Origin of the sequence: Pseudomonas pergaminensis (assembly GCF_024112395.2) — a bacterium.
Classification (GTDB): Bacteria; Pseudomonadota; Gammaproteobacteria; order Pseudomonadales; family Pseudomonadaceae; genus Aquipseudomonas; species Aquipseudomonas pergaminensis.
On the sequence record NZ_CP078013.2, the window covers coordinates 2,193,392 to 2,211,926 of the forward strand.

General features: G+C 59.3%; 11 protein-coding genes, 2 rRNA genes and 2 pseudogenes. 12 read left to right on the forward strand and 3 right to left on the reverse strand.

What is annotated here, in order from left to right:
* The first annotated feature begins 168 nt into the window (after positions 1-168).
* The 3 genes from KUA23_RS10120 (at position 169) to mrdA (ending at position 5,563) form a co-directional block, all read left to right on the forward strand.
* Positions 169-3,060 (forward strand): 23S ribosomal RNA (locus KUA23_RS10120).
* Positions 3,061-3,217: 157 nt separating this feature from the next.
* Positions 3,218-3,333: ribosomal RNA gene (gene rrf / locus KUA23_RS10125) — 5S ribosomal RNA — on the forward strand.
* 337 nt (positions 3,334-3,670) lie between these two features.
* Positions 3,671-5,563, forward strand: a complete 1,893-nt coding sequence (mrdA, locus tag KUA23_RS10130) for a penicillin-binding protein 2 (RefSeq protein ID WP_100491140.1) — start codon at positions 3,671-3,673, stop codon at positions 5,561-5,563.
* Here mrdA and KUA23_RS10135 read toward each other — a convergent pair whose 3' ends face one another.
* The gene (locus tag KUA23_RS10135) at positions 5,564-5,965 is read right to left on the reverse strand and encodes a GFA family protein (protein ID WP_078047727.1); all 402 of its coding nucleotides are present in this window, start codon (positions 5,963-5,965) and stop codon (positions 5,564-5,566) included.
* Positions 5,966-6,063: 98 nt separating this feature from the next.
* Here KUA23_RS10135 and KUA23_RS10140 point away from each other — a divergent pair, with 98 nt between their 5' ends.
* Positions 6,064-6,531 (forward strand): SRPBCC family protein, encoded by a 468-nt coding sequence (locus KUA23_RS10140; protein WP_099493863.1) that lies wholly within the window; start codon positions 6,064-6,066, stop codon positions 6,529-6,531.
* Positions 6,532-6,574: 43 nt separating this feature from the next.
* Here KUA23_RS10140 and KUA23_RS10145 read toward each other — a convergent pair.
* Positions 6,575-6,907 (reverse strand): annotated as a pseudogene (locus tag KUA23_RS10145) (hypothetical protein); the annotation flags it as partial.
* Here KUA23_RS10145 and KUA23_RS10150 point away from each other — a divergent pair.
* A pseudogene (locus KUA23_RS10150) lies at positions 6,895-7,521 on the forward strand (TonB-dependent siderophore receptor); the annotation flags it as partial. The pseudogenes KUA23_RS10145 and KUA23_RS10150 sit on opposite strands and share 13 nt — an antisense overlap.
* Before the next feature lie 58 nt (positions 7,522-7,579).
* Here the strand turns inward: KUA23_RS10150 and KUA23_RS10155 are convergent.
* Positions 7,580-9,826 carry a TonB-dependent receptor gene (locus KUA23_RS10155; RefSeq protein WP_252993864.1) on the reverse strand — a complete coding sequence of 749 codons (2,247 nt, stop codon included), beginning with the start codon at positions 9,824-9,826 and terminating at the stop codon, positions 7,580-7,582.
* A gap of 195 nt (positions 9,827-10,021) precedes the next feature.
* Between KUA23_RS10155 and KUA23_RS10160 the strand changes: the two genes are divergently transcribed.
* The 7 genes from KUA23_RS10160 to KUA23_RS10190 all read left to right on the forward strand — a co-directional run bounded on the left by KUA23_RS10160 (position 10,022) and on the right by KUA23_RS10190 (position 18,516).
* Positions 10,022-12,379, forward strand: a complete 2,358-nt coding sequence (locus KUA23_RS10160) for a DNA polymerase II (protein ID WP_078047730.1) — start codon at positions 10,022-10,024, stop codon at positions 12,377-12,379.
* A 71-nt stretch (positions 12,380-12,450) separates the two neighbouring features.
* On the forward strand, positions 12,451-13,029 hold the full coding sequence (locus KUA23_RS10165; protein ID WP_028619514.1) for a GNAT family N-acetyltransferase: 579 nt from the start codon (positions 12,451-12,453) through the stop codon (positions 13,027-13,029).
* Between the two features lie 12 nt (positions 13,030-13,041).
* A complete protein-coding gene (locus KUA23_RS10170; RefSeq protein ID WP_252993865.1) occupies positions 13,042-13,674 on the forward strand; it encodes a glutathione S-transferase N-terminal domain-containing protein in 633 nt (210 codons plus the stop codon).
* 164 nt (positions 13,675-13,838) lie between these two features.
* Positions 13,839-14,426, forward strand: coding sequence for a DUF4174 domain-containing protein (locus tag KUA23_RS10175; RefSeq protein WP_252993866.1), 588 nt, complete (start codon positions 13,839-13,841; stop codon positions 14,424-14,426).
* A gap of 112 nt (positions 14,427-14,538) precedes the next feature.
* Positions 14,539-15,054 (forward strand): sigma-70 family RNA polymerase sigma factor, encoded by a 516-nt coding sequence (locus tag KUA23_RS10180; protein WP_028619517.1) that lies wholly within the window; start codon positions 14,539-14,541, stop codon positions 15,052-15,054.
* A complete protein-coding gene (locus KUA23_RS10185) occupies positions 15,051-16,010 on the forward strand; it encodes a FecR domain-containing protein (RefSeq protein ID WP_028619518.1) in 960 nt (319 codons plus the stop codon). Before KUA23_RS10180 ends, KUA23_RS10185 begins: the two co-directional genes overlap by 4 nt.
* 142 nt (positions 16,011-16,152) lie before the next feature.
* On the forward strand, positions 16,153-18,516 hold the full coding sequence (locus tag KUA23_RS10190; RefSeq protein WP_252994269.1) for a TonB-dependent siderophore receptor: 2,364 nt from the start codon (positions 16,153-16,155) through the stop codon (positions 18,514-18,516).
* The last annotated feature ends 19 nt before the right edge of the window (positions 18,517-18,535 follow it).

Below are 18,535 nucleotides of genomic sequence, written 5' to 3' on the forward strand. Positions count from 1 at the left end.
TAGATCGTTCTTTAAAAATTTGGGTATGTGATAGAAAGATAGACTGAACGTTACTTTCACTGGTAACGGATCAGGCTAAGGTAAAATTTGTGAGTTCTCTTAATTGAGAAATTCGAATTTTCGGCGAATGTCGTCTTCACAGTATAACCAGATTGCTTGGGGTTATATGGTCAAGTGAAGAAGCGCATACGGTGGATGCCTTGGCAGTCAGAGGCGATGAAAGACGTGGTAGCCTGCGAAAAGCTTCGGGGAGTCGGCAAACAGACTTTGATCCGGAGATGTCTGAATGGGGGAACCCAGCCATCATAAGATGGTTATCTTGTACTGAATACATAGGTGCAAGAGGCGAACCAGGGGAACTGAAACATCTAAGTACCCTGAGGAAAAGAAATCAACCGAGATTCCCTTAGTAGTGGCGAGCGAACGGGGACTAGCCCTTAAGTGGCTTTGAGATTAGCGGAACGCTCTGGAAAGTGCGGCCATAGTGGGTGATAGCCCTGTACGCGAAAATCTCTTAGTCATGAAATCGAGTAGGACGGAGCACGAGAAACTTTGTCTGAATATGGGGGGACCATCCTCCAAGGCTAAATACTACTGACTGACCGATAGTGAACTAGTACCGTGAGGGAAAGGCGAAAAGAACCCCGGAGAGGGGAGTGAAATAGATCCTGAAACCGTATGCGTACAAGCAGTGGGAGCAGACTTTGTTCTGTGACTGCGTACCTTTTGTATAATGGGTCAGCGACTTATTTTCAGTGGCGAGCTTAACCGAATAGGGGAGGCGTAGCGAAAGCGAGTCTTAATAGGGCGTCTAGTCGCTGGGAATAGACCCGAAACCGGGCGATCTATCCATGGGCAGGTTGAAGGTTGGGTAACACTAACTGGAGGACCGAACCGACTACCGTTGAAAAGTTAGCGGATGACCTGTGGATCGGAGTGAAAGGCTAATCAAGCTCGGAGATAGCTGGTTCTCCTCGAAAGCTATTTAGGTAGCGCCTCATGTATCACTGTAGGGGGTAGAGCACTGTTTCGGCTAGGGGGTCATCCCGACTTACCAAACCGATGCAAACTCCGAATACCTACAAGTGCCGAGCATGGGAGACACACGGCGGGTGCTAACGTCCGTCGTGAAAAGGGAAACAACCCAGACCGTCAGCTAAGGTCCCAAAGTTATGGTTAAGTGGGAAACGATGTGGGAAGGCTTAGACAGCTAGGAGGTTGGCTTAGAAGCAGCCACCCTTTAAAGAAAGCGTAATAGCTCACTAGTCGAGTCGGCCTGCGCGGAAGATGTAACGGGGCTCAAACCATACACCGAAGCTACGGGTATCACGTAAGTGATGCGGTAGAGGAGCGTTCTGTAAGCCTGTGAAGGTGAGTTGAGAAGCTTGCTGGAGGTATCAGAAGTGCGAATGCTGACATGAGTAACGACAATGGGTGTGAAAAACACCCACGCCGAAAGACCAAGGTTTCCTGCGCAACGTTAATCGACGCAGGGTTAGTCGGTCCCTAAGGCGAGGCTGAAAAGCGTAGTCGATGGAAAACAGGTTAATATTCCTGTACTTCTGGTTATTGCGATGGAGGGACGGAGAAGGCTAGGCCAGCTTGGCGTTGGTTGTCCAAGTTTAAGGTGGTAGGCTGAGATCTTAGGTAAATCCGGGATCTTAAGGCCGAGAGCTGATGACGAGCTAACTTTTAGTTAGCGAAGTGGTTGATGCCATGCTTCCAAGAAAAGCTTCTAAGCTTCAGGTAACCAGGAACCGTACCCCAAACCGACACAGGTGGTTGGGTAGAGAATACCAAGGCGCTTGAGAGAACTCGGGTGAAGGAACTAGGCAAAATGGCACCGTAACTTCGGGAGAAGGTGCGCCGGTGAGGGTGAAGGACTTGCTCCGTAAGCTCATGCCGGTCGAAGATACCAGGCCGCTGCGACTGTTTATTAAAAACACAGCACTCTGCAAACACGAAAGTGGACGTATAGGGTGTGACGCCTGCCCGGTGCCGGAAGGTTAATTGATGGGGTTAGCTAACGCGAAGCTCTTGATCGAAGCCCCGGTAAACGGCGGCCGTAACTATAACGGTCCTAAGGTAGCGAAATTCCTTGTCGGGTAAGTTCCGACCTGCACGAATGGCGTAACGATGGCGGCGCTGTCTCCACCCGAGACTCAGTGAAATTGAAATCGCTGTGAAGATGCAGTGTATCCGCGGCTAGACGGAAAGACCCCGTGAACCTTTACTATAGCTTTGCACTGGACTTTGAATTTGCTTGTGTAGGATAGGTGGGAGGCTTTGAAGCGTGGACGCCAGTTCGCGTGGAGCCATCCTTGAAATACCACCCTGGCAACTTTGAGGTTCTAACTCAGGTCCGTTATCCGGATCGAGGACAGTGTATGGTGGGTAGTTTGACTGGGGCGGTCTCCTCCTAAAGAGTAACGGAGGAGTACGAAGGTGCGCTCAGACCGGTCGGAAATCGGTCGTAGAGTATAAAGGCAAAAGCGCGCTTGACTGCGAGACAGACACGTCGAGCAGGTACGAAAGTAGGTCTTAGTGATCCGGTGGTTCTGTATGGAAGGGCCATCGCTCAACGGATAAAAGGTACTCCGGGGATAACAGGCTGATACCGCCCAAGAGTTCATATCGACGGCGGTGTTTGGCACCTCGATGTCGGCTCATCACATCCTGGGGCTGAAGCCGGTCCCAAGGGTATGGCTGTTCGCCATTTAAAGTGGTACGCGAGCTGGGTTTAGAACGTCGTGAGACAGTTCGGTCCCTATCTGCCGTGGACGTTTGAGATTTGAGAGGGGCTGCTCCTAGTACGAGAGGACCGGAGTGGACGAACCTCTGGTGTTCCGGTTGTCACGCCAGTGGCATTGCCGGGTAGCTATGTTCGGAATAGATAACCGCTGAAAGCATCTAAGCGGGAAACTAGCCTCAAGATGAGATCTCACTGGAACCTTGAGTTCCCTGAAGGGCCGTCGAAGACTACGACGTTGATAGGTTGGGTGTGTAAGCGCTGTGAGGCGTTGAGCTAACCAATACTAATTGCCCGTGAGGCTTGACCATATAACACCCAAGCAATTTGACTACTCTAACGAGCATCAGATTGCGGTGTGTGAAGACGAAATGAACCGAAAGTTCGACGTTCACAAAACACCGAAAGCTGTCACATACGCAATTTGCTGAAGCGAGGCCATCTGGCCACGACTCAGTACCCGAATTTCTTGACGACCATAGAGCATTGGAACCACCTGATCCCATCCCGAACTCAGTAGTGAAACGATGCATCGCCGATGGTAGTGTGGGGTTTCCCCATGTGAGAGTAGGTCATCGTCAAGATTAAATTCCGAAACCCCATTTGCGAAAGCAGATGGGGTTTTGTTTTGGGCGGTCGAAAAGTACGTAGAAAATCATTGCCGTGCACTGCTGGTCAACATCGTCATCGATAACAGACCACTGAAGCGCCATTTCTCCTAAAATCCCTTCTTGTAGCATCCCGGCCAGCGCAAGCTCTTCCCCTACAATTGTCCTCATAAAAGCGACTGTTGAATCTGCCGTTGGGCAAATGGATACAAAGTGTTTCCGCATTTTTGGTATGGTGCAGCACATTTTCACAGGGACTGATCTTTCATCCGCAGGACGCGTCGTCGACCTTCTTCAACGAGATGCTGTAGAAATGCCAGAACCTATACCGATCAAGGATCACGAAAAAGAAAACCGCCTTGTCAACAAGCGCCTGCTTGCCTGCGCGTTGTTGGTTATTGGCATCACCTGCGCCCTGGTAGGGCGTATGTACTTCCTGCAGGTCGTGCAGTTCGACTACCACTCCACAATTTCCGAGAACAACCGCGTCCACGTACTGCCTATTACGCCGACGCGTGGGTTGATCTATGACCGCAACGGCGTCGTACTGGCTGACAACCGCCCCAGCTACAACCTGACCATCACCCGTGAACGCACCACCGACCTCAAGGGCGAGTTGGACGCCATCGTCAGTTTGTTGCACTTGCCTGCCGAAGACCGTGCTGTATTCGACAAGGCGCTGAAGCAAGCTCGGCACCCCTTCGTTCCTGTGACATTGTTTTATGAGCTGACCGAAGAGCAGATCGCGCTGCTGGCCGTGAACGAGTTTCGCCTACCGGGTGTGGACGTAGAACCGCAATTCGTTCGTCACTACCCCCTAGGCGCTCACTTTGCCCATTCCATCGGTTATGTAGGGCGGATCAACGAGAAAGAATCCAAAGCCCTCGACTCGGTGGAGTACCGTGGCACCCAGTCCATCGGCAAGACCGGGATCGAGCGCTTCTACGAGTCCGAATTGCACGGCCACGTAGGCTATGAAGAGGTCGAGACCAATGCCCAGGGCCGCGTACTGCGCGTGCTCAAGCACACCGACCCGATTCCGGGAAAGAACATTGTCCTGAGCCTCGACGTTCACCTCCAGGAAGCTGCAGAGGAGGCCTTGGGTGATCGACGCGGTTCGGTGGTTGCTCTCGACCCGCAAACCGGTGAAGTGCTGGCCATGGTCAGCAAGCCAAGCTTCGATCCGAACCTGTTCGTCACCGGTATCAGCTTCAAGGAATACGCCGCTCTGCATGACTCCATCGACCGGCCGTTGTTCAACCGCGTCCTCCGGGGGCTCTACGCGCCAGGCTCGACCATCAAGCCAGAAGTCGCCATCGCGGGCCTGGACAGTGGCGTCGTCACCGCCCAGACCCGCGTGTTCGACCCGGGTTACTACCAACTGCCGGACTTCGATCACAAATACCGCAACTGGAACCACAGCGGTGATGGCTGGGTAGACATGGACGCCGCCATCATGCGCTCCAACGACACCTACTTTTACGACCTAGCCCACAAACTCGGCATCGATCGCCTGCACGACTACCTGGCTGAGTTCGGCCTGGGTCAGAAAGTGTCGCTGGATATGTTCGAAGAGTCAGCCGGCCTGATGCCCTCCCAGGCCTGGAAGCGCGCTACTCGCCGGCAACCCTGGTTCCCGGGTGAAACCGTGATCCTCGGCATCGGCCAGGGCTATATGCAGGTCACACCGCTGCAATTGGCCCAAGCCACAGCGCTGATCGCCAACAAGGGCGTGTGGAATCGGCCCCACTTGGCCAAGACCATCAATGGCGTGCCCCCCGTGGATGAAAACCCGATGCCCAACGTAGTCCTCAAGGACCCGCATGATTGGGAGCAGGTCAACCACGGCATGCAGCTGGTGATGCACGACCCACGCGGCATTGCCCGCGCTGCCGCACAAGGCGCGCAATACCGCATCGCCGGTAAGAGTGGTACGGCACAAGTCGTTGCGATCAAGCAGGGCGAGCGTTACAACCGTGAAAAGACCCTGGAACGCCACCGCGACAACGCCTTGTTCGTCGGTTTCGCTCCGGCCGAACATCCGAAGATCGTGATTTCGGTGATGATCGAAAACGGCGAGGCCGGCGGTCGTGTTGCAGGACCGGTAGTGCGTCAGATCATGGACGCCTGGTTGCTCGACCAAGAAGGCCACCTGAAGCCGCAGTACGCGACGCCGGCTAAAGCACCCGGAGACCCGAAGGTCTAATCAGTTTTTCCACTCGTCCCACTGCTCTACGCCTTCATAGGCAAGCCAGGGCACCGCATGGGATGTCCAGATATGTGCGGTGGGCCTGACGGCTGGATCATCATCCAGCGTCGCCACCCGCACAATGACGTGAGGTTGGTGCCCGCGCTCCGCCATCAGGTGCGAGCCGCAGCGCGAACAGAAATGCCTGAGCTTGCCTGGCGACGATTCGAATGACGCCAGCAGTGCTTCGCCCTGAGTCCAGCGAAAGTGCTCCCGCATCACGCCCGCCGTCGCCACAAATGCTGCCGCATGCACTTTGCGACAGCTGTCGCAGTGGCAGTGGCTGATGGGCATGTCGAGGCAGTCCACTTGGTAGCGCACGCCTTTACAGAAGCAACTTCCATTCAACGGGTCAGTCATAACGTATAGCCGGTTCAAGGATGGGGTCATCATGATTGCTTACAACCCAAGGTTGCGCATTGTTTGATGTCGCCTACTGTCAATGGAGGAGGTGACTTATGCACGTATTAGATCGCATCGAACGAAAAGTCCTGCTCAACGCTTCACGTAAACAGGTGTGGGAAGCCCTCACCGATGCCGAGCAATTCGGTAGTTGGTTTGGTATTGCCCTCGGAGGCAAAACCTTCGTTGCCGGGCAAACCCTTGAGGCGCCGATCACTTATCCTGGTTACGAGCATGTGATCTGGAAGGCCAGAATCGAACGCATCCTGCCGCAAACACTGTTCTCGTTCTGGTGGCACCCCTTCGCGGTGGAGGAGGGCGTCGACTACGACCAGGAAACCCCGACACTGGTGGAATTCACCATCGAGGACCGGGCACCGGGCATTCTGCTGCGGGTGGTCGAGTCGGGGTTTGACGCAGTGCCTGAGGCGCGGCGGCAGAAAGCCTTCAAGATGAATTCCCGTGGCTGGGACGAGCAGATGGGCAACATCGAAACTTACCTGAGCCAAGCCCGTCAAGCTTGACCGCAACGGGCATCAAACCTGATGCCCGCCTCGCTCTACGAACTCAGCCTTCGTGAGCGGTGGTGATTTCCAGGGTGTCGGTGAACGTCACCAGTACACCTTGCCCGACCTTAAGGTCTTTGAGGCCGGCGCGAATCTCCGGTTTCTCCACATTCAGCACTTTCGTCGCACCGGCCGGATTCTCCAGGGTGACCTGGTTTTTCTTCAGGTCGATATGGGTGATCTTCAATTGCACCTGCACTTGGCGGAAGGCTGCACCGCCCGGGTTAGGGTTGTCGGCGGTGGCGCGGACTACACCGGTTTTTTCGCTGGCGTCCGGTGCGCTTTTGTCGACGTCGGTGTCCAGCACGGCAGCAACCGAGTGGGTGGTCAGCACCACAGCGCGGCGCGTCGGCGTTCAAACCGATGGAGGGCGAGCAATACGAAGCGGGGGTGAAGTACCAGCCGAACGACAGTTCGTTGCTGACCCTGTCGGTGTACCAGATCAAGCAAAAGAACGTGCTGACCGGCGATATCGAGTACCCGGAATATCAGCTGCAGGAAGGCGAGGCGCGCTCACGCGGCGTCGAGTTTGAAGGCAAGATACGGATCGGCCAGTTCGAAGTGATTGGCGCGGTGGCTTACATAGACTCGTTCTACACCAAGAGCAACTACGGGGATAAGGGCAACCGTCACGAATCCCAGGCTCCCAGGACCGCCAGTGGCTGTGTCGATTACCACTTTGCCAGCTATGCCCTGGCAGGTCTGACCCTTGGCGGCGGCGCCCGTTACACCGGCAAGAAGTACGGCGACTCGGGCAACACTTTCAAAACACCATCGTTCGTGGTGTACGACACCACCCTCAGCTACGACCTGGGCCGTGTCAGCCCCACCCTCAATGGCGCGGAAGCGAGCCTGAACGTGCAGAACCTGTTTGATCGCGAGTACGTGTCGTCCTGCAACTATGCCTTTGGTTGCTACTGCGGGCAGGAGCGTACGGCGTCGCTATAAGTATCCTACGATTGGTGACGCCAAGCGGGTGGCGGCGAAGGCGGCCACCCGCGGGTGATCAGAAGTCCACAGTCGCCGACAGCTTGGCGACACGTGGATCGCCCTGGCTGAGGAAACCGCCCTGGGCCGATTCCCAGTACTTCTCGTTGGCGACGTTCTCCACGGTGGCACCGAGGGTGACATCACGCTGAGCCACCTTGAAGTTGTAGCGTGCGCCCACGTCGAAGCGGTTCCACGCGGGCAGGCTCAGGTTGTTGGCGGCGTCGGCGTACTGGCCACCGGTGCGCAGCATGCGGCCGTTGAGCGTCACCCCCTGCAGGCCGGGCACATCCCAATCCACGCCGGCATTGAGCTGGAACGAAGGCACACCGATCGCGCGGTTGCCGTCGTTGGCACCGTTTTGCGTGTCTTTGAGCTCGGTCTTCATGACGGTCACACCGCCCAGCAAGCGCAGGCCGCTGACCGGCTCGCCGAAGACATTCAGCTCCACACCTTTATTGATCTGCAGGCCCTCCCGCACGTAGCGCGCTGTCGTAGCATCAATGACCTGAACGTAACCGGCTCCAGGCTGTTCGATGCGGTACACACCCAACGTCGCCCCATAGGTGCCCATGTCGACTTTTACGCCGGCTTCGATCTGCTTGGAGCGCGCAGGTGCATACGCCTGGCCGCCACCGATGATCGTGCGGTTTCCCGAGTTGACGGGAGACGTCGTCGGGCCTTGCGCGAGGCCTTCGATGCGGTTGGCGTAGAAGGACACATGTTCCCACGGCTTGAACACCAGGCCGTAGACCGGTGTGGTGATCGACTCGTCATAGTTGGAGGTACGGGTGCCACTCATGTAGTTGTACCCCTGCACCACCATCTGCTGGCGGCGCGCGCCTAGAGTGATCAGCAGGCGGTCATCGAAGACGCCGAGGGTATCGGACACCGCCGCGCTGCGCACAAAAGTCTTGGCGGTAATCGTGGGGTCGCTGAAGTCAGTGCCCGGTGTATTGCGTGGGTTGTTCAAGGTGGGTGGCGCACCGGTCACCGGGTCGTAGATATTGGTTGGGGTCGCTGTCGACGAGGCGTTGAACACATAAGCGTTGCGTGCCTGGGTCCAGATACCGGCCAGGCCGAAATTGAGACGGTGGCTGACAGCGCCAGTCTGGAACTTGCCGTTCAGCCCGCCCATCAAGCTGCGGTTGTCTTCTTCGTGGGCAATGGTCGAGCGGCTCGCCAGGGCATTGCCAAGGTTATCGGTCAGCGTCACCGACGAGTACTGCCCCATTTCACGTGTGTGCTTGGCCCCGCCTGCCGCATAAACCGTCCAGTTGTCGTTCAAGTCGTACTCGGCGCGCAGCATGCCCAGGGTGTCTTCAAGGTTGGTGCTGCTCCAGCTCGGCGCATAGTTGGTGTCAGCCGACGGTGCATCCGGGACATGGGTGGCCGTGCCCAGGAACACCGAGTTGCGCCCGCCGTTGATGCGTTGCTTCTGATACACAAAGTCACTGGACAGACGCAACGCATCGCCGCGGTAGTCCAGGCCAACCGCAAACAGTTTAGAGCGCTGGTTTTCATCATCGATGCCGGTATCGCCTTCGCGCTGGGACAGGTTCACCCGCGCGCCAAAACGGTTGTCTTCACCGAATCGCTGGCCGATGTCCAAGTGCTCGCCCACTCGGCCATCGCTGCTGATATCGGTGCTGAAGCGACGCAGCGGGACATCGTCGGCGCGCTTGGGCTGCAGGTTCACGCCACCGCCGATCCCCGAACCGCCCGGTGTTACGCCGTTGATAAAGGCATTGGGCCCCTTGAACACTTCGACGCGCTCCAGGGCGTCAGTGGAGATGATCTGGCGTGGCAGGATGCCGTACAGGCCGTTGAAGGAAATGTCGTCACCACTGAGCGGCAGGCCACGGATCATGAAGGTCTGCGCCTGGTTGGCAAACCCTGACGCCTGGCGCACGGATGAATCATTGAGCAGCACATCACCGACAGTCTCGGCCTGCTGGTCGCGAATCAACTTCTCGGTGTAGGAGGCCATGCTGAACGGCACATCCATGATGTCCTGGTTACCCAGCACACCCAACTGACCGCCGCGTGCCACTTGGCCACCGGCGTATACCGGGGGCAGAGCGCTTGGAGTGGGCGCTTCGGCGTTGATACGGGTGGCGCCCAGTTCCAGTGTGTTGCCATCCTGACGGCTGTTCGCATCCTGCGGGGTGGCGGGTGTTGCGGCGTGGGCCGTGAGGCTCAGGGAGCAGCAAAGGGCGAGCAGGGTGGGGCGAAATGGCACAGCGAAGGGGGCACGGATGGGCATGGTCGATCCTGACGGTGAACCGTCATGTGAGGAAAAGGGCAACAGCGTTGCGCGTCCTCACTGCGCGGATACGACTCCGGTGCGAATGATAGTAATTATTATTAACGCCTTGCAACAAATTTATGAGATTCAGGTCTGCGCGCGCGGATGCCGAGTAGAATCACGCCCTGAAAGCGATTCCTGAGGTGCGGTACGGTGGATTTACAGCAGGGTTTTGTCCTGACCCGGCATTGGCGAGATACCCCGGCAGGTACGGAGGTCAGCTTCTGGCTGGCCACCGACCAGGGCCCCAGGTTTATCCGCCTACCCGTGCAGACTTCGGTGATGTTCATCCCCGAGGCCCATCGCAAACCGTTGGATTGGCTGCTCAAGGGCGAGCGCGACATCGAATTGCGCCCGTTGCAGTTGTGCGATTTCCATCACCGTCCCGTGCTGGGCCTGTACACGCGCCAGCACCGCCAGGCGATGGACGTGGAAAAACGCCTGCGCGCTGCCGGGGTTGATGTCTACGAAGGCGACGTGCGCCCACCCGAGCGCTACATGATGGAGCGCTTCATCACCGCACCCGTGTGGTTTGGCGGCACGCCCGACGCCAGCGGCGTGCTCTGCGACGCGCAGATGAAGCCCGCGCCAGACTACCGCCCGCCGCTGAAACTGGTGTCCCTCGACATCGAGACCACCGCCCAGGGCGACCTCTATTCCATCGCCCTGGAAGGCTGCGGCGAGCGCCAGGTGTACATGCTCGGCCCGCCGAACAAAACCGACGCCGTGGACTTCAAGCTCGACTACTGCGACACCCGCGCCCAACTGCTTGAGCGCCTCAACGCGTGGCTCGCCCAGCATGACCCCGACGCGATCATCGGCTGGAACGTGGTGCAATTCGACCTGCGCGTCCTCCACGAACATGCCCAGCGCCTCAACGTGCCGCTCATGCTTGGCCGGGGCGAAGAACCCATGGCCTGGCGCGAACACGGCAGCCGCAACCATTACTTCGCCGCTGCGGCGGGGCGGCTGATCATCGACGGTATCGAAGCCCTGCGCTCGGCCACCTGGAGCTTCGAATCCTTCAGCCTGGAAAACGTCGCACAGACCTTGTTGGGCGAGGGCAAGGACATCTCCACGCCGTACCAGCGCATGGACGAAATCAACCGCATGTTCGCCGAGGACAAGCCCGCGCTGGCGCGCTACAACCTCAAGGACTGCGAGCTGGTCACGCGGATTTTCGCCAAGACCGAACTGCTCAAGTTCCTGCTGGAGCGGGCCAGCGTCACTGGCTTGCCGGCCGATCGCAACGGCGGCTCCGTCGCCGCGTTCACCCATTTGTACATGCCACTGATGCACCGCCAGGGCTTCGTCGCGCCGAACCTGGGTGACAAGCCGCCCCAGGCCAGCCCCGGTGGCTTTGTCATGGACTCACGCCCCGGCCTCTACGAATCCGTGCTGGTGCTCGATTACAAAAGCCTTTACCCGTCGATCATCCGCAGCTTCCTGATCGACCCGGTGGGCCTGATCGAAGGCCTCAAGCACCCTGACGACAGCGAGTCGGTGGAAGGCTTTCGCGGCGCACGTTTCTCTCGCACACGGCATTGCCTGCCTTCTATCGTCGCGCGGATTTCCGAAGGCCGCGAAGTGGCCAAGCGTGAACACAACGCACCGCTGTCCCAGGCCCTGAAAATTATTATGAACGCCTTCTACGGCGTGCTCGGTTCGAGCGGCTGCCGCTTCTTCGATACGCGGTTGGCCTCGTCGATTACGATGCGCGGCCACCAGATCATGCGTCAGACCCGCGAACTGGTTGAAGCCCAAGGCTATGAGGTGATCTACGGTGACACCGACTCCACCTTTGTCTGGCTTGGCAGCGCACATTCCCAGGAGGACGCCAGCCGCATCGGCCGAGGGTTGGTGCAGCACGTCAATGACTGGTGGCGCGAGCATCTGCACACCGCGTTCGGGCTGCAAAGCGCCCTGGAGTTGCAGTACGAAACCCACTTCACCCGCTTTCTCATGCCGACCATCCGTGGTGCGGAAGAGGGCAGCAAGAAGCGCTACGCCGGCCTGGTGGTGCGCAGCGATGGCAGCGAGGAAATGGTCTACAAAGGCCTGGAAACCGTGCGCAGCGACTGGTCGCCCCTGGCTCGCCGGTTCCAGCAGGAACTCTACCAGCGCATCTTCCATCGCCAGCCCCACCAAGACTACATCCGCGACTACGTGCGCCGTACCCTCAGCGGCGAGTTCGATGAGTTGCTGATCTACCGCAAACGCCTGCGCCGCCGACTGGACGATTACGAACGCAACGTGCCGCCCCATGTGCGCGCCGCGCGCCTGGCCGATGAGTACAACGATCGCCTGAACCGCCCGCGCCAATACCAGCGCGGCGGCTGGATCAGCTACGTGATCAGCGTCAACGGCCCGGAACCCTTGGAAGTGCGGCAGGCGCCCATCGACTACGACCACTACGTCACCCGGCAATTGCAGCCGGTCGCCGATGCGATCCTGCCGTTCGTGAATGACGATTTCAGCACCCTGGTCGGTGGGCAAATGGGCCTGTTTTAAAACGCTTGATTCGTCAGGGCGCGAGCCTGCACTCTCTGTCTCTGATGACCACCCAGACGGCGCAGCCCCTCATGACCCAACTTACCCTGACCGGCACGACGGTCGAACTCCTGCCCCTGCAAAGGGAACACAAGGCCGCCTTGCTCGAGGCCGCAGCCGATGGCGAACTGTGGAACCTCAAGGTCACCAACGTACCGGGCCCGGATACTGTTGATAAATACATCGACACCGCCCTGGCGGGGCGCGACGCCGGCAGCGTGATCCCCTTCACCCTGGTGCGCCGCGATACCGGCCAAGTGGTCGGCAGCACGCGGTTCTGGAAGGTCGACCGGGTCAATCGCAAGCTGGAGATCGGCCATACCTGGCTGGCGCTGTCCACGCAGAAAAGCGGCATCAATACCGAAGCCAAGCTGCTGTTGCTGACCTACGCTTTCGAAGTGCTCGACTGCGTGCGCGTGCAATTCACCACCGACGAACTCAACGAAAAATCCCGCGCGGCGATCCTGCGGCTCGGCGCCGTGCAGGAAGGCATCGTGCGCCACGAACGCATCATGCCCGATGGCCGCAAGCGCAACTCGGTGCGCTTCAGCATCATCGATTCGGAATGGCCGCAAGTGAAGGCCACCTTGCAGGCCAAACTGCAACGCTAGGAGGAAAAGCCCATGTACACGCTCTATGGCATCGACGAATCCGGCTCCTGCATGATCGAAATTGCCCTGCAGCGCTGTGGGGTGCCGTGGCGACGGGTAGACGCAGCCTCCTGGGCGGAGGGCGAGGGCAGTGACGAATTGGCCCGCATCAACCCGCTCAAACAGGTGCCCACCCTGGTGACCCCGGACGGCCAGGTGCTGACGGAAAGCGCTGCGATCCTGATCCACCTGGGCCTGGAATTTCCCGCCTCCCAGCTCTTGGGCGGCAACCGCGCGCAGATCATTCGCGGGCTGGTGTACATCGCCGCCAATTGCTACTCGGCCATCGGCATCATCGACTACCCGCAACGCTGGCTCGGTAACGTCAACGAAACCGTGCAGGTGCAGCTTGTCACTGGCACCCGCCGCTACCTGCACCAGGCCTGGGTGGTGTTTGCCGATCAGTTTGCCGACCAGTTGTTTGCCGCCAACAATACGCCTAACGCGCTGGGCTTGATGGCGGCTGCAGTGTCGCGCTGGGACGAGGCACGGGAGGTGTTGAACGGCCTGGCGCCGGGCTTTTCCCAGTCACTGGCGCACGTGGATGCCGACCCCCTTGTGGCGCCCGTATTTGCTCGGCATTGGCCGCAGTGGAAGGTCTCATGATGTTTCCGCAATCAGTAGAAACAATGACACTCGCGGCCACCAAACCCTTGCGTAGCGGGCGTCCTGACCTACGCTTTCTTAAAGTGGTGTAGGAATCATCCTTGAATTTGACTGTCGCAGACATGAAACTCAAGAACCCTGCATGGAATTCAAAGGAGGTGCGCATGCTCATCCGGTCGCTGACCCTGGCTACCTTGATGGCTTTTACGGGGCCGCTGTTGGCTGCTGATGATATCAACCCGCTCAAGCAGGACTTGGGCAAGGCCCGGCCGCTGGTGGTGGTGGAGCTTGATTCCGGCAACGACACCTTGGCGACTCTCAAGAAACAGTTGGACGAGCCTGCGACCAAGCAGTCCTTTGAAGAACGCAGCATGGTGTTCTACACCGTGAAGTTCGGCAGCATCGGAGCCGAAGGCGAGAAGTTCGCCAAGGACCCCAAGGACAGCAAAAAGCTCACGCCGCCAGAAACCAACGCGCTGATCCGTGCCCTCAAGCTGGGTGCCGGCAGCGGTACCAAAGTGATCCTGGTGGGCAAGGACGGCGAGAAAAAACTCGAGAAGACCGTGCCACCGGATACCCTCGACCTGAAGGCATTCTTCAGCGCCATCGACCAGATGCCGATGGCCGAGAAAGAAGCCGCTGCACCGGCCGAGCCTGAACCCGCTGCCGCACCAGCGGAGAAGCAGGGTGCTAAGGCTGGCGCCAAACCTGGCAAGCCCGCCAAGCATGCAGCGCAGCCATTGGATGACTGACCCTGTACGGGAGCCGGGCAGCCGGCTCCCGTAGCAGAAACTTGCAGTAACAGCTCTGCGAAGAATATGATAACCGTTATCATTTACGCCTTGTTCTTCGCGCGCGGCCTCCATGTCTTCGACTCCTGCGGTAAGCCCCACTGAACTGGCCACCTTGTACCGCCAGCAACACCGTTGGTTGCAGCAATGGCTGTGGCGTCGCTTGAACTGCCCGCAGAGCGCCGCCGACCTGGCCCAGGACACATTCCTGCGGCTGCTGGCGAAGAACCAGCCCCTTGAAATCCACGCGCCGCGCAGCTTCCTGGCGAAAGTGGCGCAAAGCGTGCTGTCCAACCACTTCCGTCGGCAGAAACTCGAAAAAGCCTACTTGCAGGCCTTGGCCCTGTTGCCGGAAGACGCCGCGCCCAACGCCGAAACCCAGTGGATCCTCCTCGAAACCCTGATGGCCCTCGATGAAGTGCTCAGCCGCCTGGCCTTGCCCGTGCGCCAGGCGTTCCTGTGGTCGCAGCTCGATGGCCTGAGCCACGGCGAGATCGCCGAGCGCCTCGGTACCAGCATCACCACGGTCAAACGCTACATCGTCAAGGCGGGTGCACAATGCATCTTGCTGGACAGCCAGCGGTCATGAATCCGGTGCCGTTATCGATCGAGGTCGCCGAGCAAGCGATGCACTGGCAACTGGAGCTGCAGGTGCCGAACGTCAGCGAGCAGACCCGCGCCGAATGGCAGCGCTGGCGTGAGCAGGACCCGGCCCATGAACAGGCCTGGCAACATTCCCAGCGATTTTTCCAGCGTTTGCAGGATGTGCGCACACCGACCCATCAAGCCTTGGCCCGCGCGACGCTGTTGCCGGCGTTGTCACGTCGCCAGGTCGTCAAGCACCTCGCCGTGTTGCTGGCGTCAGGCACCGCCGCTTGGAGCATCAAAGACGCGGCGCTGCTGCAACACTGGACCAGCGACTTCAGCACCACCGTCGGCGAGCAGTGGCGCATCGGTTTGGCGGACAACACCCAAGTGCAGCTCAATACCGACACCGCCATCGACGTCAAATACACCGCGGATGTACGCCAGATCCATGTGCTGCGTGGTGAAATCCTGGTGGACCCCAACCCCACGGATATCCGCCCGCTGTGGGTGAAAACCGCCGAAGGCCTGACCCGTGCGGTCAGTGGTCGCTTCAGTGTGCGCCAGCGCGATGGCTTTACCCAATTGGGCGCAGACCAGGGCGCGCTGTCGGCACAGATCCCGTCGCGCAGCCTGCTGCTGCAGGCGGGCGAACTCATCAGTTTTGATGCCCACACCTTGCTCGCCCGGCGCCCGCAACGGGACGGTGAACTGGCGTGGAGCCGTGGAATGATCGTCGCTCAGGGCATGCGCCTGGAGGACTTCCTCGAAGAGCTGAGCCGCTACCGTCGCGGGCGCCTGGCGTGTGATCCCGCGGTGCGCGGCTTGCGCGTATCCGGCACCTATCCGCTGTCCGACACCGACCGGATTATCGCGGCGCTGGCGCAAACCCTGAAGCTGGACGTGCAGCATTTCACCCGTTTCTGGGTCGCCCTCAAGCCGCGCCAGAAGCTTGTGTGAATTTATTTCGCGCTTGGGTGGTCCGTTTGCGAATCTCACGAGACTTATATCCCCAGACACTACCTTCACTGGGGAATAGGGCATGCAGCCGCACACACCGAAGAAAAACATACGCTTGAAGACATCATTGGCCCTTGCCGTAATGCAGGGCATTGCCAGCGTCACTGTGGTCACGCCGCTGTTGCTGGCGTCGGCCTGGGTGCACGCAGCACCGCAAGTGGAATTCGACATCCCGCCAGGTTCGCTGGCGGAGGCGCTCAACCAGTTCGGCCAGGCCAGCCAGATCCTGCTGTCCTATCCGGCCGCGCTCACCGACGGCCAGACCAGCCCAGGCCTGCGCGGGCGGCATGACCTGGATACCGGCCTGGCGATCCTGCTCAGTACCAGCAACTTGCAAGCCGTGCATGGCAGCGGCAGCACTTACTCACTGGCGCGGCGCCCGAGCGATGGCGCATTGCAGCTGGGCACCGTGTCCATTTCGGGCAAGGCACCCGGCTCGACCACCGAGGGCACTGGCTCTTACACCACGCAGTCCTCCAGCAGTTCGACGCGCCTGAACCTGACGCCTCGGGAAACCCCGCAGTCGCTCACCGTAATGACCCGCCAGCGCCTGGATGACCAACGTCTCACCAATCTCAGTGACACCCTCGATGCCACTCCCGGCATCATCGTGTTGCGCGATGGCCTTGGGGCGGAGAGTGACGGTTATTTCTCGCGCGGCTTCCAGATCCAGAACTTCGAAATCGACGGCGTGCCCACCGCCACACGCATGGACAACTACACCCAGAGCATGGCCATGTATGACCGCGTTGAAATCGTACGCGGCGCCACCGGCCTTATCAGCGGCATGGGCAACCCGGCGGCGACCATCAACTTGATTCGCAAGCGCCCGACGACCGAGACGCGCGCCAGCGTCACGGCGGAAGGCGGCACCTGGGACCGCTATGGCACCGGCCTGGACGTCTCCGGCCCGCTGACCGAAACCGGCAATGTGCGCGGGCGCCTGGTCGCGGACTACAAGACCGAACACGCCTGGATCGATCGCTACAAGCAGGAAACGCAGCTGCTCTATGGCATCACCGAGTTCGACCTCAGCGAAGACACGCTGCTGACACTGGGCTTCAGCTACCTGCGCACCGACGTCGATTCGCCGGCGCGTTCCGGTTTGCCCACACGCTTTACCGACGAGTCGCGCAGTAACCTTAGCCGCTCGCTAAACACCGCGCCGGCGTGGTCCTACAACGATCATGAGCAGACGAGCTTTTTCACCGCCATTGAGCAGACGTTCGACAGCGGCTGGAGCGCCAAGGCCGAATTCACCCACACTGAAAACCAGTTCGATGAAGTCTTCAACTACGTCAACGGTTCGCTCAACGCGAACGGCAGTGGTACCACTCAATTGCCGGTGCGTTTCTCCGGTACGCCGCGCCAGGATAACATCGACCTCTACGCCACCGGCCCCTTTGACCTGCTCGGGCGTGAGCACGAGCTGATCGCGGGCGTCACCTTGTCCAAATACAATGAAAGCGTGCCGAGTTACGGCGGCTGGCATTACGACTATTCCGGCTCGCCGGCCGGTGCCATCGACAACCTGTTCAATTGGGATGGCCAGTCGGTCAAGCCCGCGTTCAATGTCACCGGTAAATCCTCGGTGGATGAGAGCCAATATGCTGCTTACTTGAGCACGCGACTGCGAGTGACCGATGACTTGAGCGTGATCCTCGGCAGCCGGGTGATCGACTGGAAGCGCGAGACCGAAGATCGACCCTACGGCGGCACGGCGACCCGCACTGACGAATCGGAAACTGGCGTCTACATCCCTTACGCCGGCGTGGTATATGACCTCACCGACAACTGGTCGGCCTACGCCAGCTACACCAAGATCTTCAATCCCCAGGCCAGTTGGGTGCGCGACATCAATAACAAGGCGCTGCCGCCGATGGAGGGCAAAGGGTATGAGGTCGGCCTCAAAGGCAGCTTCTTCGACGAGCGGCTGAACACCAGCTTGGCGCTGTTCAAGCTGGAGCAGGACAACCTGGCCATCTGGATCGACACCCCGGGCGGCAACACCTATCGCAACGAGCAAGGCACCACCACCGAAGGCGTGGAGCTGGAGCTCAACGGCGAACTGGCTGACGGCTGGCAAGCCTCCGCTGGCTATGCCTATGCGGTGAGCACCGATGCCGACGACAAACGCATCGTCACGACGTTGCCGCGCCAGAGCCTGAAGACCTTCACTTCCTACCGTTTGCCCGGCGCGTTCAACAAGCTTACCGTGGGCGGCGGAGTGAACTGGCAGAGCAAGGTCGGCGAAGACCTGCACACCTTCAGCCAGGGCAGCTACGCCATCACCAACTTGCTGGTGCGCTATGACCTGACGTCCAAGCTGAGCGCCTCGGTCAACGTCAATAACCTGTTCGATCGCGAGTACTTCAGCTACGCCGGCAACCACGGCATGTACGGAGCGCCGCGCAACCTGATGACCAGTGTCAAATACGCTTTCTGACGCAATGATTGAACGGCGC

Coding starts and splice junctions, on each gene's coding strand:
- mrdA (WP_100491140.1), top strand. CDS start 3,671: ATGCCAGAACCTATACCGATCAAGGATCACGAAAAAGAAAACCGCCTT.
- KUA23_RS10135 (WP_078047727.1), bottom strand. CDS start 5,965: ATGACTGACCCGTTGAATGGAAGTTGCTTCTGTAAAGGCGTGCGCTAC.
- KUA23_RS10140 (WP_099493863.1), top strand. CDS start 6,064: ATGCACGTATTAGATCGCATCGAACGAAAAGTCCTGCTCAACGCTTCA.
- KUA23_RS10155 (WP_252993864.1), bottom strand. CDS start 9,826: ATGCCCATCCGTGCCCCCTTCGCTGTGCCATTTCGCCCCACCCTGCTC.
- KUA23_RS10165 (WP_028619514.1), top strand. CDS start 12,451: ATGACCCAACTTACCCTGACCGGCACGACGGTCGAACTCCTGCCCCTG.
- KUA23_RS10170 (WP_252993865.1), top strand. CDS start 13,042: ATGTACACGCTCTATGGCATCGACGAATCCGGCTCCTGCATGATCGAA.
- KUA23_RS10175 (WP_252993866.1), top strand. CDS start 13,839: ATGCTCATCCGGTCGCTGACCCTGGCTACCTTGATGGCTTTTACGGGG.
- KUA23_RS10180 (WP_028619517.1), top strand. CDS start 14,539: ATGTCTTCGACTCCTGCGGTAAGCCCCACTGAACTGGCCACCTTGTAC.
- KUA23_RS10185 (WP_028619518.1), top strand. CDS start 15,051: ATGAATCCGGTGCCGTTATCGATCGAGGTCGCCGAGCAAGCGATGCAC.
- KUA23_RS10190 (WP_252994269.1), top strand. CDS start 16,153: ATGCAGGGCATTGCCAGCGTCACTGTGGTCACGCCGCTGTTGCTGGCG.